Annotated in this window: 10 protein-coding genes and 1 other RNA gene; 7 read left to right on the top strand and 4 right to left on the bottom strand. The window is 64.7% G+C overall.

Going from position 1 to position 12,395, the window contains the following annotated elements:
• Window positions 1-30 precede the first annotated feature (30 nt).
• Together M1E10_RS18580 and M1E10_RS18575 are read left to right on the top strand one after the other, a co-directional pair.
• Entirely contained in the window at window positions 31-1,461 is a 1,431-nt protein-coding gene (locus tag M1E10_RS18580) for an FAD-binding oxidoreductase (protein ID WP_499174272.1), read from the top strand.
• A 56-nt stretch (window positions 1,462-1,517) separates the two neighbouring features.
• Window positions 1,518-5,243, top strand: coding sequence for an AsmA family protein (locus tag M1E10_RS18575; protein WP_499174271.1), 3,726 nt, complete (start codon window positions 1,518-1,520; stop codon window positions 5,241-5,243).
• Here the strand turns inward: M1E10_RS18575 and M1E10_RS18570 are convergent.
• From M1E10_RS18570 to ssrA, 4 genes are all read right to left on the bottom strand, one after another.
• On the bottom strand, window positions 5,240-5,494 hold the full coding sequence (locus M1E10_RS18570) for a ribbon-helix-helix domain-containing protein (RefSeq protein ID WP_499174270.1): 255 nt from the start codon (window positions 5,492-5,494) through the stop codon (window positions 5,240-5,242). The two genes, M1E10_RS18575 and M1E10_RS18570, sit on opposite strands and share 4 nt — an antisense overlap.
• 68 nt (window positions 5,495-5,562) lie before the next feature.
• Window positions 5,563-5,757: a DUF4169 family protein gene (locus M1E10_RS18565; RefSeq protein ID WP_499174269.1), complete on the bottom strand. Its 195-nt coding sequence runs from the start codon at window positions 5,755-5,757 to the stop codon at window positions 5,563-5,565.
• A 16-nt stretch (window positions 5,758-5,773) separates the two neighbouring features.
• Window positions 5,774-6,277 (bottom strand): SspB family protein, encoded by a 504-nt coding sequence (locus tag M1E10_RS18560; protein WP_499174268.1) that lies wholly within the window; start codon window positions 6,275-6,277, stop codon window positions 5,774-5,776.
• A 115-nt stretch (window positions 6,278-6,392) separates the two neighbouring features.
• Window positions 6,393-6,760: a transfer-messenger RNA gene (gene ssrA, locus M1E10_RS18555) on the bottom strand.
• A 167-nt stretch (window positions 6,761-6,927) separates the two neighbouring features.
• On the opposite strand from ssrA, the gene M1E10_RS18550 reads away from it, so the two are divergent.
• The 5 genes from M1E10_RS18550 (at window position 6,928) to M1E10_RS18530 (ending at window position 12,395) form a co-directional block, all read left to right on the top strand.
• On the top strand, window positions 6,928-7,722 hold the full coding sequence (locus M1E10_RS18550) for a thymidylate synthase (RefSeq protein ID WP_499174267.1): 795 nt from the start codon (window positions 6,928-6,930) through the stop codon (window positions 7,720-7,722).
• Window positions 7,719-8,249, top strand: coding sequence for a dihydrofolate reductase (locus M1E10_RS18545; protein WP_499174266.1), 531 nt, complete (start codon window positions 7,719-7,721; stop codon window positions 8,247-8,249). The genes M1E10_RS18550 and M1E10_RS18545 overlap by 4 nt, the downstream gene beginning before the upstream one ends.
• A 132-nt stretch (window positions 8,250-8,381) precedes the next feature.
• The gene (hflK, locus tag M1E10_RS18540) at window positions 8,382-9,494 is read left to right on the top strand and encodes an FtsH protease activity modulator HflK (RefSeq protein WP_499174265.1); all 1,113 of its coding nucleotides are present in this window, start codon (window positions 8,382-8,384) and stop codon (window positions 9,492-9,494) included.
• Window positions 9,491-10,501 (top strand): protease modulator HflC, encoded by a 1,011-nt coding sequence (hflC, locus tag M1E10_RS18535; RefSeq protein ID WP_499174264.1) that lies wholly within the window; start codon window positions 9,491-9,493, stop codon window positions 10,499-10,501. The genes hflK and hflC overlap by 4 nt, the downstream gene beginning before the upstream one ends.
• A 181-nt stretch (window positions 10,502-10,682) precedes the next feature.
• Complete coding sequence (locus M1E10_RS18530) at window positions 10,683-12,395, top strand: Do family serine endopeptidase (RefSeq protein WP_499174263.1); 1,713 nt, start codon at window positions 10,683-10,685, stop codon at window positions 12,393-12,395.

Raw genomic sequence — 12,395 nt, 5'->3', positions numbered from 1 at the left:
CTGTCGACAGGACTGCAGGAGAGAATGATCATGGCACTGAAGGACGTTCGGTCGGGACAACGCAACGAGCAGGGGATCGAGACGGTCCTTGGTCTCCTGAAGCAGCAGTTCGGCGAACGCTTCCAGACGGGGCAGGCGTTTCGCGAGCAGCATTCCCACACGACGACCTATCTGCCGTCGCAGCTTCCCGACGGCGTCGTCTTCGTCGAGACGGCCGAGGACGTGAAGGCGGTGGTTTCGGCCTGCGCGGCGCACAAGGTGCCGGTGATCGCCTTCGGGACGGGGTCCTCGCTCGAAGGCCAGGTGAATGCGCCGAGCGGCGGCATCTCGATCGACTTCTCCCGCATGAACCGGGTGCTGCAGATCAACGCCGAAGACCTCGACGTGGTGGTGGAGCCCGGCGTCACCCGCGAGCAGCTGAACACGGAGCTGCGCGACACCGGCCTGTTCTTCCCGATCGACCCCGGCGCCAATGCCTCGATCGGCGGCATGGCGGCGACACGGGCGTCGGGAACGAATGCAGTGCGCTACGGCACGATGAAGGACAACGTCCTGGCGCTGACCGTGGTGACCGCGAACGGCGAAGAGATCCGCACCGCCCATCGGGCGCGAAAATCCTCCGCCGGCTACGACCTGACGCGGCTCTTCGTCGGCTCCGAGGGGACGCTCGGCGTCATGACCTCGGTGACGCTGCGGCTGCAGGGCATTCCGGAAAAGATCGGTGGCGGCGTCTGCGCCTTTCCGTCGGTGAAGGCCGCCTGCGACGCGGTGATCCTGACCATCCAGATGGGCATACCGGTTGCCCGCATCGAGCTGCTCGACGAGATGCAGATGCGCGCCTGCAACGCCTATTCCGGACTGTCCTATGCGGAGAAGCCGACGCTCTTCGTCGAATTCCATGGCACGGAGCAGACGGTGGCGCTGCAGGCCGAACAGTTTACCGAGATCGCCACGGAATGCGGCGGCGACAGCTTCAGCTTCACCGCCAATGCCGAGGAGCGCAGCCGCCTCTGGAAGGCCCGCCACGACGCCTACTGGGCTTCGCGCGCACTTGCGCCGCATCTCAACGGCCTTTCGACCGACGTCTGCGTGCCGATCTCGCGGCTGGCCGACTGCGTCGTCGAGACCCAGGCCGACATCCAGGAGCACGGCTATCTGGCGCCCATCGTCGGGCACGCGGGCGACGGAAACTTCCACGTGCTGATCCTGTTTGACGACAAGGACCCTGCGGACGTGGCGCGCGCCGAGGCCTTCGTGTCGCGGCTCAACAGCCGTGCGCTCGCCATGGGCGGCACCTGCACGGGCGAACACGGCATCGGCCAGGGCAAGATGAGCTTCCTGGAACAGGAGCTCGGTGGCGCAGTTGACCTGATGCGGTCGATCAAGAAAGGCCTCGATCCGGAGAATATCTTCAATCCCGGCAAGATCTTCCCGATGACGATGTCGCTCCCCGATGCTTGACTTGCCTATGCATCGGGTGGGACTAGTCTTTTCCTGAGACGAAGGAGACTCATACGGTGCTCGGTCGCATCCTGTTGACGTTTGGCGGTGTTCTGGTGGTGGCTTTGTTCGCCGCCCTGCTGGCGCCGTTCATCATCGACTGGACCGACTTTCGGGTCGAGTTCGAGCAGCGTGCGAGCCGCATTCTCGGCAAGAAGGTGACGGTCCACGGAGAGGTGGAGGCACGCCTCTTGCCTTTTCCCTCCGTGACTCTGAACGATGTGCGGGTCGGCCAGGACCCGGACGGCGAGCCGCAGGTCTCGGCCGCGCGTTTCTCCATGGATATGGAACTGGCGCCCTTCATGTCGGGCGAGGCGCGTATCTTCGACATGCGCGTCGAGGATCCGAAGGCGCGGGTGCGCATCCTTGCCGATGGCACACTCGACTGGATGCGCGGCAGCAGTGGCGACATTCCGCTGCGCACTGTGGTGATCGAGGACGTCCACATCACCGGCGGTACGATCGATCTGATCGACGAGCAGAGCGGTCAGACGCGGCGGCTGACGGGACTTTCTACGGATCTGTCGGCTGGCTCGCTGGCAGGCCCCTGGCGCGGCGAGGGCTTTGCCTCGCTCGACGGCGAGGAGGCGGCCTTCAGCCTGTCCACCGGCGAGGCCGACCGGATCGAGCAGAAGGTGCCGCTGCGGCTGCGGCTCTTGCCGGATTCGGCGCCCATTGCCCTGACGCTCGACGGCGACCTTGCTCTGTCCGAAGACCGTCCCGGCTACAACGGTACCTTCGCGGTGGATGTCCTGCAGGAGGAAAGAGAAGACGAGCCGGTCAATGCGCCGCCGCCTGGTCCGCGCCTCAAGGGTGGCTTCGAACTCACCAACGAGCGAATAAGGATTCCGGAATACCGCCTCGAGGTCGGAGCGCTGAACGACCCTTACGTGGTCACGGGGGAGGCGACGCTCGATACCGGGCAGGCGCCGGAGTTCCTGCTGACGGCCGATGGCCAGCAGATCGACGTGAACCGCCTGGGCGCTGGCGAGCGTGCCAAGACCGGGCGCGATGCGGCCGCATCCGCCCAGAGGCGCATCCAGGCGGTCATCGATATCGCCGCGCAGATCCCCATCCCGCAGGTGCCGGGGCGGGCAAGCCTCCGGCTTCCCGCGGTGGTCGCCAACGATACGACCGTCCGTGACATCCGCATCGACGTGCGTCCCGCCGGGACTGGATGGACCGTCGAGAATTTTGCAGCGACCCTTCCGGGGCGCACCCAGGTGGAGGCAAAGGGCGCCCTGACGCTGGAGAACCGGATTGGCTTCGTCGGCGATATGTTGCTCGCCTCGAACCAGCCGTCCGGACTTGCCGACTGGCTGTCGGGCAGCGTCGATCCGGCCATCCGGCAGTTGAAGACGGCAGGGTTCTCGGCGCGGGTGAACCTCACCCCCGAACTGCAGCGCTTCGACGACCTGGAGCTTGCCATCGGCCCTGCGACGCTGCGCGGCAGCGTCGAGCGTCACGCTGCACCGGAGGCAGTGCCTTCCCTGACCCTCGACCTTGCTGGCGACGAGATCGATCTTGATGCGATGCGTGCGCTTGCCTCGTTGATCACCGGAGACGATGCGGGAGAGGATGTCCTCGACCATAGCGTCGCCGCCAGCCTGAAGGCGGAACGCTTTACCGCCTTCGGCGTCGCCGCCGACCGGGTGGACACGGTCTTCACGCTTTCGGAAGGGCAGCTTTCGCTCGAGCGTCTGGCAATCGGCGATCTGGCCGGTGCAGCGATCGGGGCAGAAGGCAATCTCACCGGCTCGTTGCTCTCCTATACCGGCAGCGGCTCCGCGACATTGACGGCCGAGGATCCTTCTGCGTTCCTCGCGATGTTGCGCAACCGGCTGCCGTCACACCCCGTGCTCGACCGGATGGCAGCGAGCGCCGGCTGGTATGTCGGAACGGATTTGACGGCAAACGTCACCGTTGGCGGCGAAATCAGCGGGGCGTCCGCAAGGGTTACCGGCACGGCCAACGGCAGCACGATCGAGGCGGATCTCGCCCTGCCCACACTGTTCGACCTGACGGCCGGCACCGACTTTTCGCTCAACGCCCTGCTGACGAACGAGCAGAGCCAAGTCCTGCTCGGCCAGGCCGGTCTCGATCCTCTGCCGCTGGGCGACGTTGGTGCGGGCCGGCTGTCGCTGGCACTCAACCGGGAAGGCGATCTGCCGGCATCCGCGATCCTCGCCTTCAGCACCGACTCCACGCAGTTCGAGGCGAATGGCTCGCTCAGCCTCGCGTCTGACAATTTCGGCGCCGGCCTTGGCCGGATCAGCCTTCGCGCCCACGACCTTGAGCCTTATCTGCTGATGGCGGGCATCGGCGTGCCGCAGTTCGGCACCGGCCTGCCGGTCGAACTCGGCGCGGAGGTCACCGTGTCACCGGAGAGCGTCGCGTTTGCGAACGTCGTGGGACGGGTTGACGGCAGTCCCGTCGCCAGCACGGGACTGGTCCTCGACCGCACCGCTTCGGATTTCTCGGTCAGCGGGGACCTGGCGGTGGATACGCTCGACCTTGCCTGGCTCGGCGAGGCAGCCTACGGAGCGTTTGCCGATCCGGCGACGGGGGCATTCTCGGACAAGCCATTCTCCCAGCCGATCTTCGGCTCGGCAGAGGCGCAGCTTGACGTGACGGCGAAGACGTTCCGGCCGGGGCTCTTTGGCGACGTCAGCGACTTCTCGGGTGTCATCACCCATCGCAACGGCAGTCTCACCATCGAGGATGCCGCAGGTGCCTGGCAGGGTGGTCGCATTGCCGGCCGGCTCGCCATGTCGAACGGCGAAGGCAATGGCATCTTCCAGAGCCGCCTGACGGTGGAGGACGCCGATCTGTCTTCGCTCGTCTGGGACGGCGGCGGCGCGCCGGTGGCCAGCGGAAGGCTGGACGCCGTTCTGTCGGCCGAGGCGACTGCCCAGTCGCCCGCCGCACTGATGGCAGCGCTCAACGGCTCGGGCGAACTGCGGCTCGCCGATCTTTCGGTGCAGGGCATTTCGCCCACGGCCTTGCCGGCCATGCTGGCGGAGGTCGATCAGCTGGATGGCGAGATCACGGATGCCCGGGTGCGTCCGATTGCCGAGCGGCTTATCCGCAGCGGCGCGCTTTCGCTCGGAACGGTCGTCGTGCCGTTCACGATCACCGAAGGCGAAGTGAGAGCGCAGAATATCGTTGCGACCGCCGGTGATGTCAGGCTTTCGGGCGAGGCAAGGGTCGATCTTCTCGAGGAGACGCTCCGCGGCGAACTGGTCGCTGCCTATGCGGCGGGGGACGAAGGCATGGCCGGCGGCGATGCGGCCGTACAGCTCACCTATTCCGGCGATATCGCCGAGCCGCAGGTCGCGACCTCGGTGGCGCCGCTGACGAATTTCCTGTCGCTGAGGGCCTACGAGCGGGAGCGCCGCCGGGTCGAGGCATTGCAGGCGAGCGTCTTGGAAAAGCAGCGGCTGCGCCGCGAGGTCGCCCTCTACCGCTTTCTCGAAGAGGAACGCCAGGCGGCCCGTGAACGGGCGGAAGCGGAGGCGCGGGCGCAGCGCGAGGCGGAGGAAGCACGCCGGCAGGCCGAGGCTGCGGCACAGGCGGAGCGGGAGAGGGCGGAAGCTGCCGCCCGGGCCGCCGAGGATGAGCTTCGCCGCTCGCAGCAGGTGGCGCCAACACTCTCCGTGCCCCCGACGGGCGATGTCTTCCGACAGGATCTTTCGCCGCTCCAGTCTCCGAGCATCCAGAACCTGCCCGGCGTTCAGCCTTAGACCGGGTCTGCGCCGGTCTTGACCTCGGGGGATGGACGCGGACTGCCCTGCTGCAGCGTTCGCAGGACGTGCACTCGGAGCGCTGAGGAGAGGTTGCTGTCGGGCGGGCGCGCGTCGTCGACTTCGGCAATGAGGGAGGCGATGCTGATCTGCCGGTCGGCGGCCAGACGCTTCAGCTCCTCCCAGAACTCATCTTCCAGCGAGAAGCTGGTCCGGTGGCCGTGCAGCGTTGCGGAATGTTTGCGGATCACCGGCGCCTCCGTTGAAGCCAAGCCTGTCCCAAGCATGCATGCCAGGCCGGTCGCGGAGAAGGCTCCGGTCAGTCTGGATCCGGCTTTTCCAGGCGGCCCTGGTCGAGCGTCCGGTCTGCCTTTTCGTTCAGCGCCTTCGTCAGCGTCTTTTCCGCCTTGCTGCGGCCGAAGGTCAGGCGGTTCTGCTCCGCCTGCCTTTCCTTCTCGCTACGCTGCTTCGTCTTTCGAAACTGCCGCAGGTTGACGACGTCGCCGCTGCTCATCGGGTGCCCGCCCGCGCTACTGCTTCTTGCGAAAGGAATCGAGCGACACGACGGACGCCGGCTTCTTTTCCTCGCCGGAAGTCTGCTCGCCAGATTCGGGCTTGGCCAACGAATCGACTGGGATCGCCGTGATCTCTGCGGTTGCCTGGTCCTCGTCCACCAGCGGCACCTCGAATTCCAGTTCAAAGTTCACCGAGGGGTCGTAGAAGCCGCGAATTGCATTGAACGGAATGACCAGACGTTCGGGCGTGTCGGAGAAGGACAGCCCGATCTCGAACTGCGTATCGGAGATCTTCAGGTCCCAGAACTGGTGCTGGACGACGATCGTCATCTGCTCGGGATATTTGGACTTCAGATGCTGGGAGACACGAACGCCTGGCGCGCCGGTCAGGAAGGTGATGAAGAAATGGTGGTCACCAGGCAGGCGCCCGGTGGCTGCGACCTCCGACAATACTTTGCGGATGACGCCGCGCAACGCGTCCTGTGCCAAGATATCGTAGCGGATGTGATCCTGCCCCATTCGGTTCTGTCTCTCATTCTGAATAAGTATCGAAGCACTGCTTATGCCATGCCCGCGATGCGCGGGAAAGCGGTCGCGTTGGTGTCACTGTACATAAATTCGTCGAAAGAGAGAAGGTGAAGGCTTCTGTTGCCAGGTGCCTTCGGACCCCGCCTCAAGGTGCTAGCCAGGAGGACTTAGTTCGGGTTTCCCGCACCGCCATTAGGCAGCGAGAGCGTAACCCTTAGCGTTGTTGTCATTTGCAACTACACTTGTGACCCGATAACGGCGGTATCATGCCGAGCAAAAGTACGATCTTTACACCCTTGTCGATCCTATTTCGCCCCCATCAAAAGCCGGTCATGCTGACCGACCGGTTTTTGGTGGAGGCGCCGGGTACCGCCCCCGGGTCCAATAGGTTTATTACACCGACCATTTATCGCCATATCCGGACCGAGGTCCGGCAAGGCTGATATAGGGCTTTCGATCGATGCTGAAAAGGGGGGCAAGACGGAATTGCAGGAGGGAGTGCGCTGGCCGGTGGCCGGTCGCGGGAATCGCCAGGCATATTTCCGCCACGCTCAGTTAATTGTACATACTGACCGGAGCATCGTTGGAGCGGCCGGCGATACCGTCTACAATTGCGCCGATCCAGAATCGGCGGCAGCACCATGAAGCAATATCTCGACCTTCTCCAACACGTGCTGGACAACGGCACCGATCGCGGCGACCGAACCGGGACGGGCACTCGCTCCACCTTCGGCTACCAGATGCGCTACGACCTGGAGCAGGGATTTCCTGTCACGACCACGAAAAAGCTGCATCTCCGGTCGATCATCCACGAACTCCTGTGGTTCCTCCGGGGCGAGACCAACATCGCCTACCTGAAAGAAAACGGCGTCACCATCTGGGACGAATGGGCTGACGAAAATGGCGACCTGGGACCGGTCTATGGCGCTCAGTGGCGCTCCTGGCCGGCACCGGACGGGCGCAAGATCGACCAGATCGCCAATGTCGTGGAGAGCATCCGCACCAACCCCAATTCCCGCCGGCACATCGTTTCGGCCTGGAATCCGGCCGAAGTGGACGAGATGGCGCTGCCGCCCTGCCACTGCCTGTTCCAGTTCTACGTCGCCGACGGTCGTCTCTCGTGCCAGCTCTACCAGCGCTCGGCCGACATCTTCCTCGGCGTGCCCTTCAATATTGCCTCTTACGCGCTGCTGACGATGATGGTTGCGCAGGTGACGGGGCTGAAGCCCGGCGACTTCGTGCATACGCTGGGCGACGCGCATCTCTATGCGGATCACTTCGAGCAGGCCCGGCTGCAGCTTGCCCGCACACCAAAGGCGCTGCCGCAGATGCACCTCAACCCGAAGGTGACGGACCTCTTCGCCTTCACCTATGAGGATTTCCGGCTCGAAGGCTACGAGGCCGACCCCAGCATCAAGGCGCGTATTGCGGTATGAGGCGGGTTCCTGTCTCAATCGTCGTGGCGGTATCGGACGATGGCGTCATCGGCCGCGAGGGCGGCATGCCGTGGCGGCTTTCGACCGACCTCAAGCGCTTCAAGGCTCTGACCATCGGGAAGCCCGTCATTGTCGGGCGAAAGACGCTGGAGTCCTTCGGCGGCAAGGCGCTGCCGGGCAGGCCGCATATCGTGGTCACCCGCAATGCCGATTTCGTGCTCGACGATGCGGTGACCGCTTCCTCCGTGGAGGAAGCCCTGGAGATCGCGCAGCGCATCGCTTCGGAAACGGGAGCCGAGGAGGTCTGCGTCATCGGTGGCGGTGAGATCTACAAGCAGGCGCTCGATGCGTCGGACGTGCTCTATGTGACGCATGTTGAAGCCACGATCGGCGATGGCGACACCTTTTTCCCTGACATCGACCCGGACGTCTTTGAGAAACGGGAGGAAACGGCGCATCCTGCTGGCGAGAAAGACAGCTGTCCGACTCGATTTGCCGTTTATACCCGCCGGCCCGCGACAAACTGAAACATTTCGTTACCAAACGCCGGGAACTTCCTGAACCGGCGTTGAAAGGGCATGCCCGGCTCCCTATAACGAGACCATACAGGCGGGGAGGCATTGCCTCCGTGCGGTGGGAGAGCAAACAAAGAGGTTTTAATGCCCTGGAGCAATCAGAACGGCGGCGGCGGTCCTTGGGGCGGCGGCGGTGGTGGTGGTGGAAACAACCAAGGCCCGTGGGGCGGCGGTCCTAACCGCCCCCGCGGCGGTGGCGGCGGCAACGGCGGTCCACCCGATCTAGAAGACATCATACGGCGCAGCCAGGATCGGTTGCGTAGCATAGTGCCCGGCGGTTTCAACGCGGGCGCCGTCGTCCTCATCGTGCTGGTGGTGGTCGCGTTCCTGGCGATCCAGTCCGTCTACACGGTGCAGCCGGACGAGCGTGGCGTCGAGCTTCGCTTCGGTGAGCCGAAGGAAGAAATTTCGATGCCTGGCCTGCACTTCCACTTCTGGCCGTTTGAAACGGTCGAGATCGTGAAGGTCACCGAACAGCAGCAGAACATCGGCGCGGCCGGCAGTGCCCAGTCCTCCGCAGGCCTGATGCTTTCGGGCGACCAGAACATCGTCAACGTACAGTTTTCGGTGCTCTATACGGTCAACGAACCGAAGGACTATCTGTTCAACCTGGAGAATCCGGCCGGCACCCTGCAGCAGGTCGCCGAAAGCGCGATGCGTGAAGTGGTCGGCCGACGTCCTGCACAGGACGTCTTCCGCGACAACCGCGAGGAGATCTCGACGGAAGTGCGCGCCATCATTCAGGGCACCATGGACACCTACGGCTCCGGCATCGCCATCAATGCGGTTCCGATCGAAGACGCGGCACCGCCGCGCGAGGTTGCCGATGCCTTCGAAGAGGTGCAGCGCGCCGAACAGGACGAAGACCGCTTCGTCGAGGAAGCCAACCAGTACGCCAACCAGCGACTCGGTCAGGCCCGAGGCCAGGCTGCCCAGATCCGCGAAGAGGCGGCAGCCTACAAGGATCAGGTCGTCAACGAGGCACAGGGTGAAGCGCAGCGCTTCATTTCGATCTACGATGAATACCAGACGGCTCCGGACGTGACGCGTCAGCGCATCTTCCTGGAGACCATGGAGGCAGTCCTGAAGAATTCCGAGAAGATCATTGTTGAGGGCGGACAGGGCGTCGTGCCTTATCTCCCGCTCAACGAGATCAACAGAACAGCCGGTCAGCGGCAGCAGGGAGGCACCCAATGAGCTCTCGTCTTCCAGCTATCCTTATCGGCATCGCGGTCGTTCTCTTCCTGATCTATTCGTCTGTCTTCGTCGTCAACGAGCGCGAGCAGGCGGTGGTCGTTCGCTTCGGTGAAATCCAGGACGTGAAGAGCGAGCCGGGTCTCTACTTCAAGCTGCCGTTCGCCTTCATGGACGCCGACCGCGTGCAGTATGTCGAAGATCGCGCACTTCGCTTCGATCTGAACGACATCCGTGTCCAGGTCCGCGGCGGTGCTTTCTATGAAGTTGACGCCTTCGTTGTCTACGAGATCAGCGACCCGCGCCTGTTCCGCCAGACGGTATCGGGCGACCGGGAAGCTGCCGAGTCGCGGCTTCGCACCCGTCTCGACGCCGCCCTGCGCCGTGTCTACGGTCTGCGCGACTTCAGCGCAGCTCTTTCCGAAGAGCGCTCGCAGATGATGCAGGAAGTCGGCGAGCAGCTTCGTGAAGCTGGGCAATCGCTCGGCATCACGGTGCGCGACGTGCGCATCAGCCGGACCGACCTGACGCAGGAAGTCTCGCAGCAGACCTTCGAGCGGATGAAGGCGGAGCGCCTTGCTGAAGCCGAACTGATCCGTGCCCGTGGTAACGAGCTTGGCCAGACGCGGCGCGCCGTCGCCGATCGTCAGGTCGTCGAAATCGTCTCGGCAGCACAGCGCGACTCGGAGATCATCCGAGGTGAAGGCGATGCCGAGCGGACACAGATCTTCGGTGAGGCCTTCGGGCGGGATCCCGAGTTCTTCGACTTCTACCGGTCGATGACCGCCTACGTCGAATCGCTGGTGGATACCGGCACCACGCTGGTGCTGTCGCCCGATTCGGCGTTCTTCAAATTCCTGAACAATCCGGACGTGGAAGCAGGGTCTGCCGCCACGCGGGCGCGGAACGCGGCACCGGCGCCAGCCGGCACGCCTCCCGCCGCTCCGCCTCCTGCCACTCCGGAAGCATCCGCGCCGGCGACGCCGGCAGCCCCAGGCACCGGCGGCTAAGATTCAGAGAGGCGGCTTCGGCCGCCTCTTCCTTTTGCGGCATAGCGGTGCCGAGTGCCTCTGCACATTTCTCACGAAAAGGTAATTTCGCCGGTCTTCATTCCGCCCTATGTTGCGGCAACAGTCCGCGCGAACATACGGGCGGCCGCCCGATGTCGGGCATGCTCTACAGGGAGGCCAAATGGCTCAGTCGGTTCTATCGTCGTTGAAGCGGTCCGTCGCAGTTTTGGCCATTCTTTCCGTGGCGGCGAGTGCCGCGGCACAAGCGCCGGCGCCGCCCGCGCCATCGGCCGAACCGGCTCCTCCCATCGCACCTGCACCCCCGCCACCTGGCGCCCCTCCGGCCGGCGAGCCGGTTCAGCCTCCCACGGTCGAGGACGGTGTCCAGCCGGATGCCATGCTTCCGGCGCCCCCGACGGCGACACCGACCGTCAACATCCAGCCGTCGCCCGGTCCCGTGATCGGCGGTCCCGCTTCGATCGCCGACCTGTCGGAAGGGCTCTTGGATGCGGTCGTCAATATCGCGACCTCGCAGAGCGTCGACAACCGCGGCGCCGGGCCGCAAACGCCGCAGGTACCCGATGGCGCTCCCTTCGAGGAATTCTTCGATGATTTCTTCGATGGCGAGGGCGGTGAAGGCGGCGAGGGCGGTGGCCAGAAAGTCAATTCGCTGGGCTCCGGCTTCGTCATCGATCCCTCCGGCTTCGTGGTCACCAACAACCACGTCATCGAGGATGCCGACGACATCGAAGTCGTCTTTCCCAACGGCAACAAGCTGAAGGCGACCCTCGTCGGCACCGACCCGAAGACCGATCTTTCGGTGCTCAAGGTGGAGCCGGCGGCACCCCTGAAGGCGGTCCGCTTCGGCGATTCGCGGCAGATGCGCATCGGCGACTGGGTGATGGCGATCGGCAACCCGTTCGGCCTCGGCGGCTCGGTGACACTCGGCATCATCTCGGCGCGCGGCCGCAATATCAATGCCGGCCCCTACGACAATTTCATCCAGACCGATGCTGCCATCAACAAGGGGAACTCCGGCGGCCCGCTGTTCAACATGCGCGGCGAGGTCATCGGCATCAATACGGCGATCATCTCGCCCTCGGGCGGATCGATCGGCATCGGCTTTGCGGTGCCGACGGAACTTGCGGAAAACATCGTCAACCAGCTGATCGAGTTCGGGGAAACGCGGCGCGGCTGGCTCGGCGTGCGGATCCAGCCGGTGACCGACGAGGTGGCCGAGAGCCTCGGGCTCGACCGTGCTCGCGGGGCGCTGGTGTCGGGTGTCGTCGAGGGCGGCCCGGTGGAGAACGAGGCGATCCGTGCCGGCGACGTGATCCTGACCTTCGACGGCCGGCCAGTGGGCGAAATGCGCGACCTGCCGCGGGTGGTCGCCGAAAGCCCGGTCGGCAAGGAAGTCGACGTCGTGGTCATGCGCGACGGCAAGGAAGAGACCGTGAAGGTGACGCTCGGGCGGCTTGAGGACAGCGGCGAAGAGGTGGCGCAGACGGACGAAGAGACGGCGACCCCGGATGCGGTGGATCCGGCGCCGGAGAGCGGCAATCCGGACGAACAGAGCAGCGAGGCGCCCGGTGAGCCGGTCGAGATCCTCGGCATGACGGTGGTCGCACTCGACGAAGAGCAGCGCCAGGCCTTCAGCATTGCGGAAAGCGTCGAGGGCGTTGTCGTGACAGCCGTCGCACCCGGATCGGCAGCCGAGGAAAAGGGCATGAAGGCGGGCGACGTGATCGTCGAGGTGGGCCAGGACTTCGTGGATGCGCCGGCGACCGTCAGCGAGCGCGTGGACGCCCTGAAGGCCGAAGGCCGGCGCAACGCCCACATGATGATCGCCGGCCCGGATGGCGCACTGCGCTTCGTGGCGATCCCGGTCGAATAG

The sequence above is a fragment of the Rhizobium sp. PK7-22 genome, assembly GCF_056530405.1.
This window is presented reverse-complemented; position numbering and strand designations above follow the sequence as displayed.